At 46.2% G+C, this 23,884-nt stretch carries 22 protein-coding genes; 13 read left to right on the top strand and 9 right to left on the bottom strand.

Going from position 1 to position 23,884, the window contains the following annotated elements; translation table 11 throughout:
• The first annotated feature begins 247 nt into the window (after window positions 1-247).
• The 11 genes from ACWB0I_RS11470 (at window position 248) to ACWB0I_RS11420 (ending at window position 13,202) form a co-directional block, all read left to right on the top strand.
• A complete protein-coding gene (locus ACWB0I_RS11470) occupies window positions 248-1,561 on the top strand; it encodes a bifunctional lysine ketoglutarate reductase /saccharopine dehydrogenase family protein (RefSeq protein WP_479388205.1) in 1,314 nt (437 codons plus the stop codon).
• Between the two features lie 217 nt (window positions 1,562-1,778).
• The gene (locus ACWB0I_RS11465) at window positions 1,779-2,606 is read left to right on the top strand and encodes an NAD+ synthase (protein WP_479388204.1); all 828 of its coding nucleotides are present in this window, start codon (window positions 1,779-1,781) and stop codon (window positions 2,604-2,606) included.
• Between the two features lie 2 nt (window positions 2,607-2,608).
• On the top strand, window positions 2,609-3,319 hold the full coding sequence (rsmI, locus tag ACWB0I_RS11460) for a 16S rRNA (cytidine(1402)-2'-O)-methyltransferase (protein ID WP_479388203.1): 711 nt from the start codon (window positions 2,609-2,611) through the stop codon (window positions 3,317-3,319).
• Window positions 3,306-3,965: a CDP-alcohol phosphatidyltransferase family protein gene (locus ACWB0I_RS11455; RefSeq protein ID WP_479388202.1), complete on the top strand. Its 660-nt coding sequence runs from the start codon at window positions 3,306-3,308 to the stop codon at window positions 3,963-3,965. Before rsmI ends, ACWB0I_RS11455 begins: the two co-directional genes overlap by 14 nt.
• A gap of 14 nt (window positions 3,966-3,979) precedes the next feature.
• On the top strand, window positions 3,980-5,305 hold the full coding sequence (locus ACWB0I_RS11450) for an inositol-3-phosphate synthase (RefSeq protein WP_479388201.1): 1,326 nt from the start codon (window positions 3,980-3,982) through the stop codon (window positions 5,303-5,305).
• Window positions 5,306-5,680: 375 nt separating this feature from the next.
• Window positions 5,681-7,030: an MATE family efflux transporter gene (locus tag ACWB0I_RS11445; RefSeq protein WP_479388200.1), complete on the top strand. Its 1,350-nt coding sequence runs from the start codon at window positions 5,681-5,683 to the stop codon at window positions 7,028-7,030.
• A complete protein-coding gene (gene tmk / locus ACWB0I_RS11440) occupies window positions 7,030-7,665 on the top strand; it encodes a dTMP kinase (protein WP_479388199.1) in 636 nt (211 codons plus the stop codon). Before ACWB0I_RS11445 ends, tmk begins: the two co-directional genes overlap by 1 nt.
• Window positions 7,662-9,329 carry a S41 family peptidase gene (locus tag ACWB0I_RS11435; protein ID WP_479388198.1) on the top strand — a complete coding sequence of 556 codons (1,668 nt, stop codon included), beginning with the start codon at window positions 7,662-7,664 and terminating at the stop codon, window positions 9,327-9,329. The genes tmk and ACWB0I_RS11435 overlap by 4 nt, the downstream gene beginning before the upstream one ends.
• A 132-nt stretch (window positions 9,330-9,461) precedes the next feature.
• Window positions 9,462-10,847, top strand: coding sequence for a CCA tRNA nucleotidyltransferase (locus tag ACWB0I_RS11430; protein ID WP_479388197.1), 1,386 nt, complete (start codon window positions 9,462-9,464; stop codon window positions 10,845-10,847).
• Window positions 10,848-11,505: 658 nt separating this feature from the next.
• Complete coding sequence (locus tag ACWB0I_RS11425; RefSeq protein ID WP_479388196.1) at window positions 11,506-12,327, top strand: mechanosensitive ion channel family protein; 822 nt, start codon at window positions 11,506-11,508, stop codon at window positions 12,325-12,327.
• Window positions 12,328-12,335: 8 nt separating this feature from the next.
• Window positions 12,336-13,202, top strand: a complete 867-nt coding sequence (locus ACWB0I_RS11420; RefSeq protein WP_479388195.1) for an LEA/WHy family protein — start codon at window positions 12,336-12,338, stop codon at window positions 13,200-13,202.
• Between the two features lie 151 nt (window positions 13,203-13,353).
• On the opposite strand, the gene ACWB0I_RS11415 is transcribed toward ACWB0I_RS11420, so the two are convergent.
• The 3 genes from ACWB0I_RS11415 to ACWB0I_RS11405 all read right to left on the bottom strand — a co-directional run bounded on the left by ACWB0I_RS11415 (window position 13,354) and on the right by ACWB0I_RS11405 (window position 17,571).
• Window positions 13,354-14,475 carry an NAD(P)H-dependent flavin oxidoreductase gene (locus ACWB0I_RS11415; RefSeq protein ID WP_479388194.1) on the bottom strand — a complete coding sequence of 374 codons (1,122 nt, stop codon included), beginning with the start codon at window positions 14,473-14,475 and terminating at the stop codon, window positions 13,354-13,356.
• Window positions 14,476-15,737: 1,262 nt separating this feature from the next.
• Entirely contained in the window at window positions 15,738-16,202 is a 465-nt protein-coding gene (locus ACWB0I_RS11410) for an ACT domain-containing protein (protein ID WP_479388193.1), read from the bottom strand.
• A 19-nt stretch (window positions 16,203-16,221) separates the two neighbouring features.
• Window positions 16,222-17,571, bottom strand: coding sequence for a sensor histidine kinase (locus ACWB0I_RS11405; RefSeq protein ID WP_479388192.1), 1,350 nt, complete (start codon window positions 17,569-17,571; stop codon window positions 16,222-16,224).
• A gap of 249 nt (window positions 17,572-17,820) precedes the next feature.
• On the opposite strand from ACWB0I_RS11405, the gene ACWB0I_RS11400 reads away from it, so the two are divergent.
• Window positions 17,821-17,982, top strand: a complete 162-nt coding sequence (locus ACWB0I_RS11400; RefSeq protein WP_479388191.1) for a hypothetical protein — start codon at window positions 17,821-17,823, stop codon at window positions 17,980-17,982.
• On the opposite strand, the gene ACWB0I_RS11395 is transcribed toward ACWB0I_RS11400, so the two are convergent.
• From ACWB0I_RS11395 to ACWB0I_RS11370, 6 genes are read right to left on the bottom strand one after another with little or no spacing between them, the layout of a single operon-like run.
• On the bottom strand, window positions 17,971-18,357 hold the full coding sequence (locus ACWB0I_RS11395; RefSeq protein WP_479388190.1) for a response regulator transcription factor: 387 nt from the start codon (window positions 18,355-18,357) through the stop codon (window positions 17,971-17,973). The genes ACWB0I_RS11400 and ACWB0I_RS11395 overlap by 12 nt on opposite strands.
• The gene (locus ACWB0I_RS11390; RefSeq protein ID WP_479388189.1) at window positions 18,332-18,796 is read right to left on the bottom strand and encodes a hydrogenase maturation protease; all 465 of its coding nucleotides are present in this window, start codon (window positions 18,794-18,796) and stop codon (window positions 18,332-18,334) included. Before ACWB0I_RS11390 ends, ACWB0I_RS11395 begins: the two co-directional genes overlap by 26 nt.
• 1 nt (window position 18,797) lies before the next feature.
• On the bottom strand, window positions 18,798-20,102 hold the full coding sequence (locus tag ACWB0I_RS11385; protein WP_479388188.1) for a Ni/Fe hydrogenase subunit alpha: 1,305 nt from the start codon (window positions 20,100-20,102) through the stop codon (window positions 18,798-18,800).
• Window positions 20,099-20,875, bottom strand: coding sequence for an NADH-quinone oxidoreductase subunit B family protein (locus tag ACWB0I_RS11380; RefSeq protein ID WP_479388187.1), 777 nt, complete (start codon window positions 20,873-20,875; stop codon window positions 20,099-20,101). The genes ACWB0I_RS11385 and ACWB0I_RS11380 overlap by 4 nt, the downstream gene beginning before the upstream one ends.
• Window positions 20,872-21,711 carry an FAD/NAD(P)-binding protein gene (locus ACWB0I_RS11375; RefSeq protein WP_479388186.1) on the bottom strand — a complete coding sequence of 280 codons (840 nt, stop codon included), beginning with the start codon at window positions 21,709-21,711 and terminating at the stop codon, window positions 20,872-20,874. The genes ACWB0I_RS11380 and ACWB0I_RS11375 overlap by 4 nt, the downstream gene beginning before the upstream one ends.
• Before the next feature lie 16 nt (window positions 21,712-21,727).
• Complete coding sequence (locus ACWB0I_RS11370; protein ID WP_479388185.1) at window positions 21,728-22,786, bottom strand: 4Fe-4S dicluster domain-containing protein; 1,059 nt, start codon at window positions 22,784-22,786, stop codon at window positions 21,728-21,730.
• Between the two features lie 370 nt (window positions 22,787-23,156).
• Here ACWB0I_RS11370 and ACWB0I_RS11365 point away from each other — a divergent pair, with 370 nt between their 5' ends.
• The gene (locus ACWB0I_RS11365; RefSeq protein ID WP_479388184.1) at window positions 23,157-23,864 is read left to right on the top strand and encodes a hypothetical protein; all 708 of its coding nucleotides are present in this window, start codon (window positions 23,157-23,159) and stop codon (window positions 23,862-23,864) included.
• Window positions 23,865-23,884: the final 20 nt, after the last annotated feature.

Genomic DNA, 23,884 nt, shown 5'->3' with positions numbered 1-23,884 from the left:
CCTTTGCGGTTGCATTTTGACCGCTAAACTTTGTATATTTCATTCCCGCATGATGTCTGCCATTGTGCGGGAATTTTTCATTTACAATGGTTGATTATTTGCTGTCCTGCTTAAGGATTTTATTTGAATGGGGTTGCCTCCTGCCTTTTCAGCCAGTAGTTACCGGGCAGGAGACAGAGAGCCGTTGCCAATTGCAAAGCAAGACAGATGAACGTTCGTTTTTTGGAAACTTAAATGGAGAGCACCCATGAAAAGCATTCTCATTCGCGCTGAAGACAAAAACATCTGGGAACGACGCGCACCGCTGGTGCCCGACGACCTGGCCAGGATTCTGCAAAAAACGCCGTCCAGAGCCTTTGTGCAACAATCCGATAAACGCTTTTTCAAAGAACAGGAGTACCAGGCCGCTGGCGCCCAGATTTGCCAGAGCATGGAGCCTGGCGACATCATCCTGGGCGTAAAAGAGATTCCCCGCGAAAAGCTGCTGGATCAAAAGACCTATCTCTTTTTCTCGCACACCATTAAGGGCCAAAAAGACAATATGCCCATGTTGAAGCAGATCATCGATGGCCAATCCACTTTGATCGATTATGAAAAGATCACTGACGATCAGGGCCGGCGCCTGGTCTTTTTTGGACGCTTTGCCGGAGACGCTGGAGCCATCGACATCCTGTGGTTGATGGGACAGCACTGGCAGGCCCACGGCCTGTCAACGCCTTTTGCGCGCTGCAAACAGGCTTTGCATTACCACTCCGTTAAAGAGGCCCACGACCATATTGAACAAATTGGACAGGAAATTAGAGATCAGGGACTACCCGCCGAGCTAAATCCGCTGGTCATTGGTATTCTGGGCTACGGCAATGTTTCCAGAGGCGCACAGTACATTTTTGATGCCCTGCCCACAGAACGCATCGAGCCCGATCAATTGCCTGATTTCTTTAAACAAGGAAACTTTGACGCCCATAAGGTGTACCTTACCGTCTTTAAAGAAGAACACCTGGTACAGCACAATGAAGGCCGGCCGTTCGAACTTCAGGACTACTACCAACATCCCGAAAAGTACCACTCTGTGTTTGAACGCTATTTGCCTTATCTGTCCATCCTGGTCAATGCCATTTACTGGGATGCACGCTATCCGCGTTTTGTAACCTGGGATAACCTGGCTCAGTTAAAAGGAGTCGGCAAGCTCCGCCTGCAGGGTATTGCCGATATTACCTGCGATGTCAATGGCTCTATTGAATGCAATGTAAAAAGCACGGATTCCGGCCATCCGGCCTACCTGGTTCATCCGGAAACCCGGTCCATTAGCGAGGGCTACACGGGCCAGGGCATCGTTTTACTGGCCGTGGACAATCTGCCGGCAGAGCTACCCAACGATGCTTCCCGTTTTTTCAGCGCTCAGTTATGGCCCTTTGTGCCAGCGATCATCAACGCCGATCTGGATCAACCGCTGGAAAAAAGCGGCCTGCCTGATGAAATTAAACGGGCAGTCATTGTGTACCGCGGCGAGCTTACCAAACCTTACCAGTACCTTGCCGAATATCTGGCTAAAGTGAAATAAGGTTTCTGGCTTTTCTGGCAGATTATTTTTCTTTTTACTGGCAGCGCTCTGTGCTCATAGAAAACAAGCTGCCTGGTGCCAAGTTAAGTTGAATCTTGTACAATAATTATGTAAACTTTTAGGATTTAAATGAAATGGCGTTGACGGACGTGCTTTTCCGTAGCGACGAAGCAATCCCAATCGCCAACAGAAGATCGGGACAAAAAGGTGTACAACGGTGAAGGCGGACATTCTTAAAATAAATCCAAAGGTCGTCAGTGATATTCTGCTGCGTTTTTTGTACGAGGAAATCAGCAAAGTGGGGCTGAAGAAGGCCGTGCTGGGCCTTTCCGGCGGTGTCGATTCTTCGGTGGTGGCCTGCTTGTTGGCTCGCGCCCTGGGGCCTGAACAGGTTTACGCGTTGATCATGCCCTATCGCCTGAGCAATCCGCAAAGTCGTGAACATGCCGAAAAACTGGCCAGGCAGTTAAAAATCAACTATTTTGTCCGCGATATTTCACCCATGGTCGACGCTTTTTTTGCCGAGGAACCCGAGGCCGACGCGGTGCGCAGGGGCAATAAGATGGCCCGCGAACGCATGTGCCTTTTGTACGATTATTCGGCCAAATATCAGGCGCTGGTTATTGGCACCAGCAATAAAACCGAATTACTATTAGGGTACGGCACCATTCACGGCGATCTGGCCAGTGCCATCAATCCCATTGGCGACCTGTACAAAACGCAAATCTGGCAATTAGCAGAATATTTGGGTGTGCCGCGTGAAATTATCGAAAAACCCCCTTCAGCCGACCTGTGGGTAGGACAGACCGATGAACAGGAATTGGGCTACACCTATCAGGAAATTGATCGCTTGCTCTATTACATGGTCGATCTGCGCTATTCGAACGAGATGTTACTGGACATGGGTTATGCCCAGAAAATCATTGATGACATTTACCGCCGAATGCAACGCAGCCAGTTTAAGCGTCGGCCGCCGCTTATTGCCAAAATATCCTACCGCACGATCAACCAGGACTACCGGTATTCACGTGATTGGGGCTTTTAAAGGTGGAAAGCATCGAAAAGGGCGTTTTGTACATGGTTTCAACTCCCATTGGAAATCTGGCGGATATTACGTTGCGGGCCATTCACATTCTTAAACATGTCGATCTCATCGCCGCCGAAGATACGCGCACCTCTTCCGTGCTGTTAAAACATTATCAAATCAATACCCCCCTGCGCAGTTACCATAGCTACAATTTAAAGAGGGAAACGCCAAAATTAATCGCTTTACTGCAACAGGGGAAGGCCATTGCGCTCATTTCGGATGCCGGTACGCCCGGCATTTCTGACCCTGGCTACCATTTAGCCCGGGCCTGTATTGAGCAGGGGATTCGTCTGGTGCCCATCCCCGGGCCGGCGGCCTTTTTAAGCGCCCTGATTGCTTCGGGACTGCCCAGCAACCGCTTCGTTTTTGAAGGCTTTTTACCGCAAAAAAAAGGCCGTAAAACGCGCATCGAACAATTACGCCTCGAAGAGCGTACCATCGTTCTTTATGAATCGCCGCATCGCATCTTAAAAACGACCAAACAGCTTCTGGAAAGCTGGGGCGATCGGCGGGTGGTTATGGCCCGGGAACTAACCAAAAAATTTGAAGAATTTTTTCGCGGAAGGATCAGTCAGCTCGTCCAACATCTGGAAACTAAACCCGTAAAAGGCGAGATTGTACTGATCATTGAAGGAATAAGCAAAAGGGAAAAACGAGATGAAAACAGGTAGAGGTCTGATCCCTTTCTGGCTGGAAAATGGATTTCGGGCGCTGCTCGATCCTCTGATTAACGTCTTTGTGCGGATGAATATCAATCCCAATTTTTTTACTGTTCTGGGACTGGTAATCACCACCATGGGCACCATCGTTTTGTTCATTAATCCGGCCTGGATTCACTGGACCGGCGCGCTCATTCTGCTGGGCGGTATGTGCGATATGATCGATGGCAAACTGGCCCGCACCTCCGGGCGGACGACGAAATTTGGCGCCTTGTTCGACTCCTCACTTGATCGTTACTCTGAAGTGATTATGTTCTTTGGCATTGCGGCTTACTACGTACGCCATGATTCCTATTTGCTTTCTGTTATGACCTTTGTAGCTCTGGGCGGTTCAACCATGGTCAGCTATGTGCGCGCCCGCGCCGAAGGCCTGGGCTTTGAAGCCAAAGTGGGCTGGATGCAGCGCGCTGAACGCGTATTGCTCATCGGCGCCGCCGCCCTGTTTAACGTAAACCTCTTCCCCATCGCTGCCTTAACCGGTCAGGTGCACCAGGTTACTTTATTAGATCTGGCAATCTGGCTGGTGGCCATTTTTGCCAACATCACGGCCCTGCAACGGCTGTACTATGTGTATCAATTAGACAAATCAAATTCTTGAGATAGGAGGCTATTATGATTGAACAAATGAAAGACCTGAAAATAAGTCCGGCCAAAGGTAAGGTCGGCGTTCTACTGCCTGGTATGGGCGCAGTGGCTACCACCTTTATTGCCGGTGTCCTGGCCATACGCAAAGGGCTGGCCAAACCCTTCGGTTCTTTAACCCAGATGCAGCACATTCGCCTGGGACGACGTGACGAACATCGGAATCCGTTGATCAAAGACCTGATTGACCTGGCCGATTTAGATAACCTGTATTTTGGCGGCTGGGATATTTTTGAAGACAACGCCTATCAGGCTGCGCTCAAGGCCGGTGTACTTGAAAAAGAGTTGCTCGATCAGGTAAAGGATGAATTGCAGGCCATTAAACCTATGAAAGCGGTGTTTGACAAAAATTATGTCAAAAAACTGGATGGCCCTCATGTCAAAAAAGCAGCAAACTGGTACGAGTATTACGAAATGGTTCGCGAAGACATCCGCAACTTCAAAAAAGAACACAATCTGGACCGCCTGGTGATGATCTGGACGGGTAGCACAGAAATCTATATGAAACACAGCGCGGTTCATCAAACCAGAGCATCCTTCGAAAAAGCCATGAAGGAAAACCATCCGGATATCGCACCCAGCATGATTTACGCCTGGGCAGCCATCGCCGAAGGGGTGCCCTATGCCAATGGCGCGCCCAATCTCACGGCCGACATTCCGGCCATGTACGAATTTGCCAAAGAGAAGCAAGTGCCGCTGGCCGGCAAGGATTTTAAAACGGGCCAGACTCTGATGAAAACGATCATTGCGCCGGGCTTAAAAGCGCGCATGTTGGGTGTGGAAGGCTGGTTCTCTACCAATATTTTAGGCAACCGCGATGGCGAAGTGCTCGACGATCCGGAGTCCTTTAAAACCAAAGAAGAGAGCAAACTGTCTGTTCTGGAACAGATTTTTCAACCGGAATTGTACCCGGAACTTTACAAAGACCTGTACCACAAGGTACGCATCAACTATTACCCGCCTCGCAAAGACAACAAAGAGGGCTGGGACAACATCGACATCTTTGGCTGGCTGGGCTACCCGATGCAGATTAAGATCGACTTTTTGTGCCGTGACAGTATTTTAGCGGCGCCCATTGTACTGGACCTGGTTCTCTTCATGGATCTGGCCAAACGGGCTAATTTTCATGGCATTCAGGAGTGGTTGTCTTTCTATTTCAAGAGCCCCATTCACGCGCCCAATCTTTACCCGGAACACGATCTCTTTATTCAGTTGATGAAACTGAAAAACACTTTGCGCGTGATGGCCGGAGAAAAGGAAATTACGCATTTAGGGCTTGAATATTACATGCAATAAAAGACGTTGAAAAGCAGGGTCTTCGCCAGCGTCGCTGACGGAGGCCTTTTGTTTTTGAGCGCTAACGCTCAATGAACACTTGGTTGATTGGTTGAACGGGGTCTAAATGTTATGCCGATTCCCCATTTATCGGGGTGAGGGCTCGTGCCAGGTGTCATTCCGATGTTCTTCCGACCTGTCGGAAGGACGAGGAATCTCTTACACTATTAGCGAGAAATCCCCCACCGTTTTCCCCTGGCTCCGGTTTTCGGGAAAGAGGAGACCAGGGAGCGAGGGCCCGTGCCATCTCCCCAGACCATCCACGCAGGGGAGATGTTCATCGATTTGTTGCAACAATTACACGCACTGTTGTTAAGGTAGGTTTAATCGAACAATATGGAAAGCATTTCAGGTGGAAATAAGGGCGGTACACTAACCCAGGTTGTTAAACAATCGTTTCCAGCGGTTATTGATCTGTCCTCTCAAACCATTACCTGGCTGATTGAGGCCATCTTTCTGGGACAGTTGTCTTCTCTGGCTCTGGCCGGCGTGGGCATTGCCCAGCAATTTATTGTCCTGACCTTCAGCATTCTGCTCACCTTTGTGGTTGGTAGTTCCATTATTATTGTCCGTTATCTTGGCGCTGATGACCAGTGGAATGCCAACCATATCTTAGGACAGGCCTTTTTAATCGGTTTAATTCTTTCGCTTTTAATCGGTCTTTTCTGGTATTTTGTGGTTCCCTTACTGATGAACCTGATTAAAGAAGAAGGCACCCAGGCCCGGCATTACGCCGTTACTTACATCCGCACTGTGGCCCTGTTTTCGCCGATCATCATCACCAACTTCATCTGTCTGGGCATTTTGCGCGGCGTGGGCGACACCCTGCTCACCATGACTATCAGCCTGATCATGAATGTGTTGAACCTGATTTTAGATGTCTTTCTGATTTTCGGTCTCTGGATCTTTCCCCGCTGGGAAACCTTTGGCGCCGGTCTGGCCGTGGGCATTGCTCAATCGGTTGGCTTCCTGATTACGCTTACCTATTTGCGCAATCATAAATCCAGCCTCTTTCTGGCCATGATGGAAATTACGCAACCCAAAATGGCCACCTTTAAAAAGCTATTCAAACTGGGCATCCCAACCACCATCGAACAGCTGGTCTGGTCCATGGGCCAGATCATCCTCAGCTTTTTTGCAGCCCAGATTAATGTTCTGGCTCTGGCCGCCCATCAGGTGCTGGTGCGCATTCAGTCCGTGCTTTCCATGGTCAACTGGGGCTTTTCCATCACAGGCATGACCCTGGTGGGTAAGAGCATCGGAGCCAGGGACTACAAAGAAGCCCTGAAGAGCGGGCACATGGTGGCTCGCGTTTCCTGGATTAATGCTGTACTGGTCGGCCTTTTACTGTTCATTTTTTCCAAACACGTAATGGCCATTTTTACCAGCGACCTGCAGGTCATTCAATTGGGCGAAGACATCATGCTGCTGTTTGTCATCTTGCAGGTACCTAAAGCCATCAACACAGCCTATTCCGGTAATTTGCGCGGTTGTGCTGATTTAAACTGGCTGATGTGGCTGGCCATTGGCGCGGTGATCGTTAATGAAATAATCGGCGCTTACCTTTTAACCTTTGGTTTTTCCATGGGGCTGGCCGGCTTATGGTTGATTCAGATTTTTGATGAAAGCGAACGGTTAGGATTAAACATCTGGCGGTTTAACAAGGGAGATTGGAAAAAGGTTTAATGAACAGACAGCGCTTTATTTCGTTTGAAGGGCTCGATTACTCCGGAAAATCAACGCAGATTCGTTTGCTGGAAAAATTTTTAAAAGAACGCGGGCATCACGTTTTCACCATCCGTGAGCCCGGAGGGACGGAAATTTCGGAAAAAATACGACGCATTCTGCTGGACAAGGCCAACACCGGCATGACCGAGCGCTGTGAAATCTTTTTGTACAGCGCGGCGCGCGTGCAGCTGGTCCAGGAAAAAATCATACCCCTGCTGGAAAATGGCTACTTCATTCTGGCTGATCGCTATGTCGATTCGACCACCGCTTATCAGGGCTATGGACGGGGCCTTGATTTGCAAATGGTGGAACAGATCAATCAGGCCGCTACCTTTGGATTAATGCCCGGCACCACCTTCTATTTACGCCTGCAGCCCGAGCAGATAAAAGAACGGATTCCTAAAAGCGGACGGCAACTGGACCGTCTGGAAGCGGCAGGCAGCGCATTTTATCAACGCGTTTTTCAAGGTTACGAAATTTTAGCCGAAAAAAATAAAGGAAGATTCTGTGTGATTGACGGCAATTTAGCCGTTGAACAAATTCACCAAATTATAGTTCAAAATTTAATTAAAAAAATCATGGAAGAGATATGAGAAAACTACATCAACACATCTGGATTTTCCTTTTCCTTTTTTTGGCTGTTCAATGGTTGCCGGCACAGGCGCCTGAAAACGATGATGACTATTATCTGGAACTGAAAAAAGGCTGGGACCATCTGCAAAAAGTTTTTGAATTGATTAATCGCTATTACGTGGACGAAATCCGCCCCTACCCGCTGCTGGAAAGCGCTATTGAGGGCATGCTTGATAAATTGGATCCTTACACGGTTTTCATCGAAAATAGAGGCCAGGATCGGCTGCGCATGATCACCACCGGACGCTATGGCGGGGTGGGCATGGAAATTGGCCTACGAAATAAAAAAGTAACCGTCATTGCGCCCATCGAAAATTCTCCAGCCGCCAAAAGCGGCATTCAGGCCGGCGACATCATTCTAAAAATCGACGGTAAAGATATCTCTGACTGGCCGCTGGACAAAGTGAGCTCCACACTGCGCGGCAAAGTGGGCACAAGAGTTAAACTCTTAATCCGTCGTCCGGGACTGGATCATCCCTTTGAAGTGGAATTGACACGCGCTGAAATCGTTTTAGAAGATGTCGGCTACGCCGGCTTTGTGGCACCGGGCATCGGCTATGTCAGCTTAAAGGGTTTTACAGAAAAAGCCCCGCAAGAGCTCAAACAGGCCCTGGTGAAATTAAAAAACACAGATCAACTAAAAGGCGTAATCCTCGATTTACGGGGTAATCCCGGCGGACTGTTAGAATCCGCTGTGCAGGTGGTAAACTTGTTTGTGCCGCAGAATACACTGGTTGTTTACACCAAGGGGCACAGAGAAAAAGAGTATCGTTTTTACACACAGGATCAACCTTTACTGCCCGATGTTCCGCTGGCCGTATTGGTCAATGGCGGAAGCGCCAGCGCTTCTGAAATTGTGGCCGGAGCCTTGCAGGACCTGGACCGCGCCGTTATTGTAGGCCAGCCCACCTTTGGCAAGGGATTGGTGCAAAAGGTGTTTAATATCGACAAGTCCAAAGATGTAAAATTAAAGCTGACTACGGCTAAATATTACATTCCCAGCGGGCGTTGCATTCAAAAACGGGATTACGGCAAAGACGGGGTGATCGTTGTGGATTCAATTTTTGCCGATTCTTCCGGCCATCTGTTTTTTACGCACAACCGGCGGCCGGTTCACGACAAAGGAGGCATCGAACCCGATGTTCCGGCCAAAAATGATTCGCTTGCTCCGGTAGCCGTTGAACTGATTCGTAAGAACCTGATCTTTGATTTTACCGTACGTTTTCATCAAAAAAATCCTCAGTGGCCGGATTCCACTTTTACCATTACGCCCACCTTGTTCAAATCGTTTAAAAATTTTCTTAAAGAAAAGCAATTCGAATTCACCCTGGAAGGGGAACGGGAACTTAAAAAGCTCAAAGCTCTGGTGCAAAAACGGGGTTATGATTCAGGCATTGCCGGATTAATTGATCAATTGCAACAGAAATTAAAGGCTAATAAACAGATCGAATTTGCTCGCAATGAGGAGCAAATTAAAGAACTGTTGCGTCTCGAGCTGGCAGAAAAATATTACGGCTCCAAGTGGCGCCATAAATTGGCCCTGGAAAAAGACGAACAATTGCTCAAGGCCAGCGAAATTTTGAGTAATTTACGTGATTACCATCAAATATTAGCCAGTCAGTAATTTCCCTCAAACTTCCATTTGATTATTTTTTAAATTTTACTTAACTATCAGGCACTGTACAGGAAATAATCTGGCTCCTGTACTTGTTACCTGTACAGGAATGATCAAAAGAAATTATAAACGGACGTTTTGATGACACACGAAGAATTGTTCAAAAAAATTTACAACAGCGCACAGGCTTGCGGTTACCAGATTTACGTGGTTGGCGGCTATGTACGCGATTTACTTTTAGGCAAAAAGGTCATAGACATCGACTTTGTGGTGGTTGGCGATGCTATGAAATTCGCTGACCGGCTTAAAAAAGATTTACATCTCAGAACTATGGTGCGCTATCCACGCTTTGGCACCTTTATGACTCAATATTACGGCTACAAGCTGGAATTTGTTAATGCCCGAGAAGAGTCGTACCAGCAGGATTCCCGCAAGCCCGTCACGCGCCAGGCCGATCTGTACTCCGATTTAAGTCGCCGTGATTTTACCATCAACACCCTGGCCATGGACATTTCACCGCAAAACTTTGGCCGGATCATCGATGTGTACAACGGACGGCAGGATTTAGAAGCAGGCATCATCCGCACCCCGCTAGAACCAGGGCAAACCTTTTCCGATGATCCCCTGCGCATGTTGCGCGCCGTACGCTTTGCCACACAACTTAACTTTACTATCGAACCAGCTACCTTTAAAGCCATCCAGGCCAATGCGCAACGACTGGAGATCATCTCTCAGGAACGCATCACCGATGAATTCAACAAAATTTTACTGGCCGAACAGCCTTCTAAAGGGATGCTCCTGTTAGACAAAAGCGGCTTGCTGCAGGTCTTTTTTCCGGAATTTACCGCCCTCAAAGGCGTGGAACAACGCAAAGGGTTTCATCACAAGGATGTTTTTTACCACACTCTGCAGGTACTGGACAATGTGGCTGCCAAAAGCGACAAGCTCAATTTACGACTGGCTGCAATCTTTCACGACATCGGCAAACCGCCGACTAAACGCTTTGACGAAAAAAACGGCTGGACTTTTCATGGCCACGAAGTCGTTGGTGAACGCATGGCCCGACGCATTCTGCGACGATTTAAATATCCTACGGAAACCATTCAGTACGTTTGCAAACTGGTGCGTCTGCATCTGCGCCCCATGGCCCTGGTAAGCGAAGAGGTAACCGATTCGGCGATTCGGCGTCTGATTTACCTGGCCGGCGATGAACTGGACGACCTGATGACCCTGTGCCGCGCCGACATTACTTCTAAAATTGAAAAAAAAGTGAAACGCTTTTTACAAAATTACGAATTAGTCTTGAAACGCATTGCAGAAGTGGAAGAACGGGACCGCATCCGCAATTTCCAACCGCCTATTGACGGCAATGAAATCATGGAACGCTTTAACCTGAAACCCGGCCCTAAGATAGGAAAAATCAAAAAGTTTATTCTGGAAGCGATTCTCAACGGCGAAGTTCCCAATGAACACGACGCCTGCTTAAAACTGATTCTGGATCATAAAGATGAATTACTAAAAGATTAACCGGTCGCCTTGCGGAATCACTTAAAGCCGAGTGGATCGAGACCTGCTCTTTTGTAAGTAGCCTGAATTTTGTTTTTACCGTTCAAAAAACGCATGGAGCCCTATTAAGCACTTTGAAAAAATTCAACAATAATCGAACGGATTAGAATACTTCCCTTAAAAGATCTAACACTTTAGCGTGAGAAAATTTTTGTGCTGTGTGAGAAAGTAAAACCGTTTAATTGTTGATTTGTTGAATTGTTGAATGAGCATCGGGCTGACATAGCGAATTTCCATTGTTCGTGAATGGTGTTTTTAATACAGGTGAGAAAATTCCCCCACCAAGCCTTCCCCGTCTCCCAAACTTTTATTCTGGAAGACGGGGACCGAGGGGGTGAGGGCTAATTCGTGAAATGACTTCTGATGTTGGAGGGGAAGAGTTAAGAGTGTAAGAGTTAAAGGGTTCCGGGGCACCGGCCTGTCATTTTTTAAAGAAGTTTTTCGGTTGCGGCTATGCTGCCTTAGATCATAAATTTCTACCACAAATGGATGGTTGACTTTCTGCCATTTTGTGACCGGATAACTAACAATTCAATTCCGGCAATAAAAAGCGCCTCTCATACTCCGAAAGGCAGGAGATTTGGCCAATTTAAAATATTAATAAGGAGGAGGAATTCTCATGGACAACGTTCAGGTGTACACCCAACAACTCATCGATCTGGCCATTAAAATTATTCCCCAGCTGTTGCTGGCCATTATTGCTTTGTTGTTGGGCTTGTGGGGGATTAAACTATTGAGTCGCGGAATCAGTCGCACTCTGGAAAAATCGAAGGTTGAGATCAGTTTACAAAAATTTCTGGTCAGTCTGATTTCCATCGGTTTCAAAATTCTTTTGCTGATTAGCATTGCTTCCATGCTTGGCATTGCCACCACGTCTTTTGTAGCCATAATCGGCGCCATGGGCCTGGCCGTGGGTCTAGCTTTGCAAGGCAGCCTGGCCAACTTTGCCGGCGGGGTCTTAATTTTACTGCTTAAACCTTTTAAAGTGGGCGATGTTATTGACGCCCAGGGTTACATTGGCAAAGTGGATCAGATCCAGATTTTCAATACTATTTTAAAAACCTTTGACAACAAGACCATTTTCATTCCTAACGCAGCTCTTTCCAACGGTAGCATTACTAATTTTTCGCTGGAGCCCACGCGGCGTGTGGACATGACATTCGGCATCGGCTACGATGATGATTTGAAAAAAGCCAAGCGACTTCTCACAGAGATGGTTGAGAACGATCCGCGCATTCTGAAAGATCCCGCTCCACAGGTGGTGCTCTCTGAATTGGGCGATAGTTCGGTCAATTTTGCCGTGCGCGTCTGGGTCAAACAGGAAAATTACTGGAATGTGTATTTTGATTTTCAGGAAAATGTCAAACTTACTTTTGACGCCCAGGGTATCTCTATTCCCTACCCGCAACAGGATGTCCATTTGTATCAGGAACAAGCGTGAGGAACACAATGAAAAAGATAGTTCTTGTCATTTTGCTATCGGGCCTGTTCATTTTGAACAGTTGCCAGGAACTCTGGCCCCTGCTGCAACAAATGAATGTACAAAAACCGATCGTTAAGCTAAAAACCGTTCAATTGCGCGGGTTGAGCCTGAAAACCGTTGAGCTGGAAGCCAGATTGAACATCGAAAACCCCAATCCGGTGGGCATCGACCTGGCTGGTTATGACTACGAATTACTCATTGAGCAGCATTCATTCCTGAAAGGCCGGCAGGACCAGAGGCTTTCCATTGCCCGTCATGGACAATCGGAGATCAGCATACCGCTCTCTTTCTCTTTTAAGCAATTGTACAAAAGTTTTCAGGCGTTGAGAAACGCGGACAGCATCACGTACACTCTACGCTCCGGTTTGACATTTGATGTGCCTGGCCTGGGCAAGATTCGGGTACCGGTGCACATTAGGCAACATATTCCCAACGTCAAAATTCCCAAATTTAAGGTCGCAGCGCTGAAGCTGAAACGCCTGGGTTTTAGCGGAGCTGACCTGATTCTGGCTCTGGAAGTGGACAATCCCAACGCCTGGTCGCTGGCCTTGCAGGCCCTAAACTATCAGTTTGTAATAAATGGACAGAAATGGATGGAGGGGACTCTTCAAAAACGATTAAAAATCGGCCAAAAACAAAATCAACGGCTTGAGCTCCCCGTGCATCTTAATTTTCTGGAGATGGGAAGCAGTCTTTACCAATTGCTAAAAAATCCCACCTCCCTTGAGTATCAGTTAACCGGACGTGCGCGGCTTAAAAGTCCAATTAAATTGCTGGGGAGTTTTGACCTTCCCCTGAATCAGAACGGGCAGATTAAAGTATTGAAATTTTGAACAGGGATTATCAGAATTGAAGGATTGCCTTGATTTTGATCGCTCGTGGAAAATTACTTCTCAAATATCAGGTACAGATTACCGACACAAGAAAAGCTTAATCCTGGTAATCATGTAATTAAGCAAATACCGGTTCAGAATCATTGTTTTTTCAACAAACTGTCTGGGATTGCCTAACTTTTAAAGCCTGCAGATATTCTTTTTCCAGGGTCAGAAACAGCTCATGAACAGAAACAATTTTGTCAACTTTGTAGGCATTGGAGCCGGCAAAGGTGAAGCCTTTTTCCAGCATGCCCTGCTGGGCATGGGCCAGAGCATCGGCAATACAGTAAGGGGTCGTGCGGAAATCGCAGGTTTTCAAACACTTCCATGAACATTGAAAGGGTTTCTTTTGCCCTTCCTTTACCTCTTGCAAAAAGCGATTGTTAAGCGCTCTTCCAGGCAGCCCCACCGGACTTTCAATAATGACGATATCTTCTTTTTTACTCAAAACATAGGCCTGTTTAAAGGCCTCGGAGGCATCGCATTCATGTGTAGCTACAAAACGCGTGGCCATTTGCACAGCGCTGGCGCCCAGTTCTAAAAATTCTAACATATCGCTTCCGCTAAAAATGCCACCGGCGGCAATCACCGGAATTTCTCGTGCAAATCGATCTTCAAATGGCTTGATTACCTCCAGAACCTGAGGGATCAATGTCTCCAGCTGAAATTGCGGGTCATCGATCTGTTCTTTCTTAAAGCCCAGATGGCCGCCCGCTTTGGGCCCTTCCACCACCACAGCTTCTGGAATGCGCCCAAAAGTTTTTCCCCAGTACTGAAAGATCAACTGGGCGGCTCTGGCCGAGGAAACAATGGGCACAAAATAGGTTGTAAAATTGCGTATCATTTCCGGTGTGTAGATTTTAGGAAAACGTAACGGCAGTCCGGCGCCCATAAACACAACATCCACCTCTTCTTCGATGGCGATTTGCAACATGTTTTCAAAATCGGACAGGGCAACCATGATATTCAGACCGATGACGCCGTCGGAAAGTTTGCGCGCTTTTCGAATCTCCTGTCGTAGAAAATGCATGTTAGCCATGCGATAGTTCAACTGTTTCTGGGCAAAGAGCAGTCCCAATCCCACTGATGAGATAACACCTATCCCGCCCTCGTTGGCTACGGCAGAAGCCAGACCAGACAGAGAAATGCCCACGCCCATTCCACCCTGAATAATTGGCGTTGGTAAATGAAATCGGCCGATGTTAAATCCTGGTAAATGTTGTGCCTGCATGAGGATTTCCTTTCTGCTGTGCAGCTTTTATTTTGCCTTCCCTTTACAAAATCTGGGAGGAGAAGGAACCTTGCTCTTAGTTTAGGGCTAATAGATGTAAAGAATTGTAAAAATAGTGTAAAAGGTGTTTAGGGAAAACCCATTTAAATCCGTAGAGGGTTGGCTTTTTTTCTTAAAAAGCGATCGTTCTACTTTTGCCGATGTCTTCCTGCCAAACCCGATAAGGTTGTTTTCCCATTTTCGCTCCGGCTCCTACTTGACACTACAAATCAATTGAAACAAGATTAGAATACTTCCTTCAAAACTCATAATCCCGCTTAGCGGGATGCGAAAATTTTTATGCAGTGTGAAGAAGCAAAACTGTTGAATTGTTGATTTGTTGAATGGTTGAATGAGCATCGGGCTGACATAGCGAATTCCCATTGTTCGTGAATGGTATTTCCAACATAGGTGTGAAAATTCCCCCACCAAGCCTTCCCCCTCTCCCAGATTTGTATTCTGGGAGAGGAGGATCGAGGGGGTGAGGGCTAATTCGTGAAATGACTTCTGCTGTTGGAAGAGTAAAGTTAAGAGTAAATGAATATAAGAGTTAAAGGATTCCAGGGCACTGGCATGTCATTTTTAAAAGAAGTTTTTTGGTTGCGGCTGTGCTGACTTAGAATACTTCCTGAAAAAGATCTAGTGACTTAGCGTGCGAAAATTCTTGTGCTGAATTCTTACTAAGCTTTCCCAAAAGTTAAAGTAGATGAACATTTAAAAATCAAAATTTACAAAGCACGATTAAAACTCCCCCTTCTCTTTTTTAAAGAGAAATGGGGATGGGGTTTAAAACAAAAGCTCGCCATAAATGCTTCGCCCGTATAAAGTCGCGGACTGAAGCACGAGTTACATTGCTCTTTCGAATAGTCTGCCAATGTAAGGGATTCTCAGAATGACATGCCGGCACGGTTCCTCACCGCCTGGGCATAAGTTGCCCCTTCGCAAATTAATTCGTAATTCGTAATTCTTAATTTTTAATTAAAATTAATTCTTTGAACCCTTTGCGGTTTTTTAAAGATTGCGGCTGTGCTGCTTTTGGAGCTGTTGAAACGATGGGAGCTCAGGAATAGCAAAAAGTGAGCAAGGGCTGGGCAGTTTTCTTTAAAAAAAAGAGTTTCAAATTTTCCAGTATGGGCACCAAATTTTGCCGGTTTCTGATTTATCCCGGTAGCTACCTTAAACCAAAATAGGCCCGTCCTGATCTGGATTAAGCGTCTTACCTTTCAGGGTAATTTAAATACCTGCATCAGCGATTTTAACGCGCGCTCGCGATCACGAATGTCAATCACGGCCGAAATCGTGGAAATGCTGCTTGAAAGACCCAGGATGTTGATTCCTTCTTTACCCAGCGCAGAACAAAAATAAGCGGCCACAGCCGGCTTTTCTCTGAAGTGTGGCCCGTAAACTCCTAAAATACAAACGTATTCTCGCTTGCGAATGTGATTGGCATATTCTTCAATATTGTGTCGAATGATTTCATCCACCTGGGCCGCCATCTCAGAATTGACACAAAAAGTTAAAGTAGCAAAATCCTGTTGACAGCCCCCTTCGGTAATGTATTCCAGATTAATATTCTCTTTGGCAAACAGATTAAGCACTTCGGCTGCAGCGCCCGGCCGATCTTTTAACGAGGTGATCGCGTACATGGTTAAGTTGGTTTGATCGACAAGCCCCCCAATTTTAATCATTTTACTGTCCTCATCTTAGTTAGTTCCTGATTGGTAAACTCAAAATAAACGTTGAACCTTTATTGATCTCTGAGTGTACGGTGATCTTTCCACCGTAGGTTTCGATAATTTTTTTAACCAGACTTAGCCCCAGGCCCGTGCCCATGCCTACCATCCTTTTGGCATTTTCAGCGCGATAGAATTCATTGAAAATATTCTCCAGGTCTTTTCCCTCAATGCCGATGCCTGTGTCCTGTACTTCAACAATCAAGTTATCTTTTTCTGTTCTGGCTATGACCTTAACGCTTCCTCCTTCGGGCGTGTAACGAATGGCATTATTCACCAGATTTCGAAGTACCTTTTCCAGGTCTTCTTTCAACATTTTGATCATCAACTGATCAAAGTGTACATCCAGAACAAGATTGATTCTTTTTTCGGCAGCTAACACCCCTTCTTGAGCAATGATTTCGTCTAAAAGATGATTGACATTGACCGCTGAAACATCTTGCTTGTCCGGCTTGGCACGCGGACGAGATAACTCCAGTAAATCTTTAATAATCATCAACATTTGCTCGGCGCGTCTGGAAGCCCGTTTTAGCAAATTGGCTCCTGCCGGATTGAGTTCATGACCAAAGTTGGCCAGCACCGAATCGATGGTGGTCTTTATGGCCACAACAGGCGATTTGAGTTCATGCGAAGCGAAGCGAAAAAATTGGAGTCTTTCTTGGGCTGCTTTGCGCAATTCTTCATTCTGCTGATCAATAACGTACTTACTTTGCCGGTAGATTTCCATAAACGTTAAGCAGATGTAAGTCGTAACGTAAACCGTAATCACAAACACGGTTAAGGTTAATCCAATTGCAGAAAGATTGAGATGAATATGCGTACCAAAGATGGAGTAATGGGGTAAAATTTGATGATATTCGGCCAGGAGCAATAAGGCAAATAGCAGCACAACCACCGTGGAGAACAAATATGGATATTTCTTGGGAAAAACAATCGAGCTTAAAACCACGTGAAAAAGGTAAAACAGATAAACCGGGTTTTCGATGCCTCCGGAGAAATGCAACAACAGAGTAAGAAATACCAGATCTACCACAATATGAACACTTAAGATGATTAATTCCGTAATGAAGGAGATGTGCCCGAACGTTTTTTGAATGAGATAGTAGAGAATATTGACCAGTAAAAGCAGACTTAAGGTAATCCAGATTAGATGATAAGGAATTTTGAACTCTAATAAGTATTTTGCCCCGAGCGTGGCCCAAAAATAACCTGCAATAGCCAGCCAGCGCAACTTAATGGACCAGCCCAGGCGGTCCTGAAGAATGTTGATGTCCAGAAAGGGAAATAATTCCCCTCCGGATGAAATGATCTTTTTTAACACCACTTTGTATTCCCACACTTTGGTTAGGTATTAATATATAAAATTTTTCACAAAAAAAGAAGGCTTTTTGAGAAAATGTTTACATATTCCCGCTTTGTAGAAAAAGTCCATTGTTTCAAGAGCTTATTCTTTCGTCTTTAATGCCGGTCAATAGCTTTCCTCCCTTTTAAAAATGGATGCCCGGTTCAGCCAAACAAAGGTGCGGACTCAAAAAGGTTCATCTCCGCTTTAGCAATACAGAAAACGGAGGCTATGCGTAAACAGGCCATGGTAGAATTGTCAATCGATCAGTTGAGCAGCTTGGGTGTATTGCTGAACCAGGTTTACAAAGCATTCAATGAAAAATTGCGTAAAGCCTTACGGCCTTACGCAATGATCTATGGGTTTGGATTTTGGGGGATGTTACATGCCTAAATGAACTTTAATGCGTTCGATTAATTTTTGTGGATCGACCGGTTTTTCGATGAACTCTTCGACGGGCAGAAAATCCTCGTCTTTCTCCCGATCAAATTTAAATCCGGTTTCCTGACCGACCGCTGTCAACATGATGATGGGGATTTGTTTTAAATCTTCATCCTGGCGCATCTGGTAAGCTACGTGAAACCCTTCATCCTGGGTGCCCATCATCACGTCTAAAATAATCAGATCCGGATTTTCCTTTTTGGCCTTTTCCAGACCTTTCAGACCGTCCTGAGCGTCAATAACTTCAAAGCCTGCATTTTCCAGAGTCAAACGCATGGCTTCAACCAGATCAATATCATCATCAATGATTAAGATTGTTTTTGGCATAGGTCTGTGCCTCCTTGATTATCAAATCCAGAATTTTGGGTATGGCCTCTTTTACCGGGGGTGACAGAGGCTGCCCAAATTCAATCGTTTTTGGTTGAATACCAATAATCTTACATGGCGCTACTTTTCCCAGGCTTTTTGCCATTTGTAATGTTTCGGCAAAACTAAAACCGTGCAGGGAAATGAACTGCCGGGCCAGATTAAACTCAGTCTCAACATCAAAAAGTTTTACGGTTCCCGGTTGCTGGTCCATTTGAGCGCTGTCCACAATAATAATCGGTTCCGTACCAGCCAGATGTTCTAAAAGGGTAATGGCATCGGCGCCAGCTTCAATAAGTTGTAAAGGGACAGGTATGTCTTTAGCCTGTAATTGATCAAGGATCAGCGGGCCGATGGCATCATCACCCCTTAAACGATTACCTAAAGCGATTATTTTCATTTTACTCTTCAAATGTCACATCCAACATATGAACGGAACAGGAGATGCAGGGATCGTAGGCGCGCACCAGCATCTCCAATTTTTTTGTGATGGTTTCCTTGGGTTCATCCAGAATCTCAGGTACCAATTTTTTCATATCATCATCGATGTTTGCTAGGTTCTGTCCCGTGGGAATAATGCAATTGGCCTTTTCGATTTGCCCTTTGCGGTTGTAGGTGTAGTCGTGGAACAGAATGCCCCGCGGTACTTCCGTTGCTGCAATTCCGCGTCCATAGCGTGTTGGCTTCTGATTTGGTTTTTCATCTTTGATGCCCCGTTCCAGCAGGGTATCCATTAAGGCAATGGCATCTTCAATGCAGTGCAGAACTTCAACCATTTGCGCAACGGTAATCATGTAGGGATTGTGGCAGGGCGCTTTAAGGCCTAATTTTTGCGCTACCTCTTTAGCCTTTGGGCTAAGTAAAGTGTGACTGTTGTTAAAGCGTGCCAGAGCGCCTACCATGTACGAACTGCGATTGAAGCGCGTATGTTTGCTGGTTGAATGCGGTACGACAAATTCATTGGTTACGTTTTCATATTCTTCAACCGGAATTAGTCCGGCATCCGATGAGCAGATCACTCCGTTGTACAGGGCGTATTCCTGGTCGTTGTACAGACTGATGTATTCGGTTTCTCTTTCGAATTGAGGGATCTGGTCGGCGAGTGAAGCCAGCACATCGACGGCAAAGAGGGCGTCGTTCATGCCCTGGGTGGCCAATTTTTCCCGTAGTTCTTTGATCTGCGCTTCAGTGGGGAGTTTGGTGAACCCCCCCGGCACAATGCTAATGGGATGAACGGCACGTCCGCTGATCACCTCGCCGATTTCATTGGCCAGCCGTTTCAGACGCAGCGCGGCCAGCACCACATCTTTGTGCGTGGTAACCAGAGGGAAAACCGAACCTACGTTCAAAAAGTCGGGAGCAGCCAAAAAAAGCGCATGCAACACATTGCTCTGAAATGTGGCGCCGTGAACCAGGATTTTTCTTAACATTTCTGTCTGTTCACTGATTTCCAGTCCCAGCGCCTTTTCAGTTGCTCTCAGCGAAGTCATCTGGTGCCCGAGCGAACAAATGCCGCAAATTCGGGAAGTGATGATGGCTACTTCATGAAAATTGCGCCCTTTAAGCATGGCCTCAAAAAAGCGCGGCGGTTCTACGATGTCCAGTTCCGCTTTTTTCAAAACGCCGTTTTTTACATCGACAACGATATTCCCATGTCCTTCCACGCGCGTAACGTGGTGAACATTTATGCTTAAATCCCTGCTCATTCTTTCCCCCAGCAAATTTCTTTTTCCAGATCATTGGTGTTAAACATTTTCATGCGTTTTAAGGCCTCTTCCACAGAAAAGCCGTGTTGTTTCAGCATGTCAATTGCGCCATCTTTATTTACATTGGAGACCAGCCCCCGACATCCGGTGCAATATTGACCATTAGAAGGGCAGATGGCATCGCATCCGGCGCGCGTGATGGGCCCAAGACAGAACATGCCCTTATCCAGAACGCACTCATTTTCTTTGAGTTTGCATTCCACGCAAACGGCGTAATCTTTAATTTCCGGTATGCGGCCTAAAACCAGCGATTTAAAAACATGCAGGTATTCAGGCGGACTCATCGGGCATCCGCGTACTTCATAATCGACTTTAACCACAGCGCTGACCGGAAGGGCGGGCATGGAAGGGAAGAGGTATTTGTGTTCCCCGTAAACTTCTTCCTGCACCTTTTCCAGGGGTTGGTCATTGCGCATGGCATTGATGCCCCCACTCACAGCGCATTGGCCCAAAGCGACCAGTATTTTGCTTCTGCGTCGGATATCATAAATGCGTTCAATGCAGGTTGGCGTAGAAATGCTTCCCTCTACAAAGGCGATATCGTATTCTTCTGCTTTGTCATCCATTGCCTCACGGAATTCGACGATATCGACATATTTCAGCAAATCGAGCAGCTCATTCTCAAAATTTAATTTGTTTAACTGGCACCCTTCGCAACTGGTAAAATCGAAAAAGGCTACCTTGGGTTTTCTATTATTCTTTTCCTGGCTCATATTGCCTCCTCTAATTCTTTAAGCACCGGGTAGTGGTAGACCGGCCCGTCCTGGCAAACGTAGCTGTGATTAATCTGGCAGTGTCCGCATTTTCCGACGCCGCATTTCATCCTTCTTTCCAATGAAAGGTACATGTTGGCGTCCGGCAAACGCCTGGCTTTTAAGGCCATTACCACGTACTTGTACATAACGGGCGGGCCCACAATGGCAGCAATCGTGTTTTCTACATCGATGTCGAGCGGCGGAATCAGTGTAGTAATCACACCGACATGACCATCCCAGTTACCATCGGCCCGATCAACTGTCATGTGAAATTCTACGTCTTCCCGTTGCTGCCATTCTTTTATTTCCTGCGGATAAAGGATTTCAGAAGGATTTTTAGTGCCGTAAAGAATGATGATGCGTTTAAAATCTTCTCTCCTGTCCAGCGTGTACTCAATCAAAGATTTTAAGGGGGCCAGACCAATTCCGCCGGCCACAAACAGCACATCTTTACCCCCAAATTTCTGAACATCAAATCCATTGCCAAACGGTCCGCGGATTCCAATCAGATCGCCGGCTTCCAGTGTGTGTATTTTTTCGGTTAAACGCCCTGTGCGCCGAATGGTTAATTCAAAGCCGGGTTTGCGCGTTGGAGAAGAGCTGATGGAAATGGGAGCCTCGCCAAAGCCCCAGATAGAAACTTCCACAAATTGGCCGGGTTTGTGTTGCAATTCTTGCCCTTCCGGTAAAATAATATGAAAACGTTTTTCGGTAGCGGTTAACTGTTCTACGCGATCAATAGTGGCTAAAACCGGAATGTAAAGGTCCTGTGCTTCGACGTTTAGTAGTTCCATAGACATGTTCCCTTTTTTAAACCAAACTCACAGCCTGTTGCTGTTTATTGTAATCTTCAATTAATTCGTTTATGATATCGATCATGGCGATGTGGGCCGGACAATATTTGGAACACCGCCCACAGCCAACGCAATGTAATTCTCCGGTCTGGTCGGTTAAATATTTAAATTTGCGGTACAGACGATGCCGTGTGCGCGAATCCAGAGTCGGTCGAAAATTTTCGCCACCCGCAACTTCGGCAAAAGGATTGAGCATGCAGCCATCCCAGCGCCGTTGGCGTTTTCCTTTTGTAATATCCAGATCCACTTCATCGGTTACGTCAAAACAATAGCAGGTGGCGCACAGCAGGTTGCAGGTACCGCAGCCCAGGCACTTGCGGGCCACTTCTTTCCACACCTTTGAATGGTAAACATGTTCAAAAATCTGAGGTAAACGGTTGTGATGCATTTTGATGCGCGGTTTATGCTCGGGCTCTTCCAATTCCAACAAATCGGTTAGTGGCAATCCCGTATCAAATTCTTTGAGCAATCTTCGTCCCACTTCATCCACTTCAAATACCAGGTAGCCTTTTTCTACCGGGTCGATGAAAATGGAGAATCCAGAAACATCATAGGGATCGATGCCCAGGTCCTGCGCAAAATGGTATTCATCGGGCTGGTAAGAGATGCCGATAAATACGGAGCGGGCCCGGCGCTTCAAATAATTGGACTCAGGCTTTCCCTTTTTAAAACTGTGGTCCAGCAACAAAATGGCTTTCATATCGTAGGAGTGAACCCCAAGAAAAAAACGATCTTCCACAGGAATCTCAGGAGGTTTGATTTCGTTCTTTGCTAAATCAAATTCGAGCAATGTTTCTACAGGTGGTAGAAAAAACTTTTTTAACGGATGTAGAGTTCGCGGATAGGAGAGTACAACCTCATCCGGATTGCTTACATCCCTGAAAACGAATGATTTTTCACCTTTTTTGTGCGGGGCAATCACTTTGGCCCGTTCCATTAAAAATGTGATGAAGCGCTTCATCGTCTCCTGGTCGAAAAAGTAACGCGGTAAAGTGGATAATTTTTGCGAATTCATAAGCCTTCCTCGTCGTTTAATTCCTGTGTAATTATTCACAAATTATGTGCCAATTTTCTCAATATCGGTTTCATGAATTAAAAAACAGGCACTTAACGTACTTTCGACGTATCCTGTCAGAAATTAATGTTTTGTTTTATTCTCATTTTTTGAAATATATTTCACAAGTTTCTCAGATATTGGAATCGGATTCCATTATCCGCTCAACCGACAGTAAAAAAAGGAGGTAACCAGGGTTGTTGGCAAAATCATAAACTTACAATCAAATCCTGCCATGGCCAATGAACAGGTTCTGTTTTTGTCTATTGACAATGCGCAACCATCAGTTTAACTTTTGATGATTTTATTTGTTCAGCCTGGAGATGATGTGATGAAGCATTGGATGTTATTGTTATGGTTGCCAATTGTCTTTATTGTTGTGCAATGTCAAAAGAACAGCACGGCCATTTCCGTGGAAACGACTTACACCCCGCTTTCCGTGGGCGATGAGTGGCAAATGATCAGCACCACAGACAGTTCCACATTCCAATTTAAGGTCGTCAAAACACGAACTCGTATGGATGGGCAAAAAGTTTTTGTGATTGTGCCAAGCGTAGGACAGTGGCCGGCCGATACGCTCTATTTCTTTCTTAAAGAGGGCTATTTGATTCATACCAATTTTACCCCTTACAAGCAAATGGGCATTCCTGCTTATCTTGAATTTCGTCTGGCAAAAAGCTATCCTCAGCAGGGAGAGCGCTGGGATGTGCAAATAGGGGATACCAGCAAATATTTTACTGTCAGCAACTATGGGCATTTTACGCTTTCCTGGGCCCGGCTTCAGGACGTCTTTCAATTTAAAGCTGTTTTTCCCATTGCCAGCTGGCCTTTACCGGTGTTATTCTACGCTCCGGGGGTGGGCCACATTGCTACCGGGTATTCCAAAGCCGGTGTGGGCTTTGACATTCAATATGTTTGCACTTACAGGAAGGTCGGCGGCAAAACATACGGAACTTTGCTACCGCCTCAAAATCCACCCCTTGAGCCGGACAAAGAGAAGAGAAATCTACTGATTAAAAGAGTGCTGGGCCTGTTCTGAGGAGCTAACAGGGCAGCGTA

The sequence above is a fragment of the Caldithrix sp. genome, from assembly GCF_056497305.1.
This window is presented reverse-complemented; position numbering and strand designations above follow the sequence as displayed.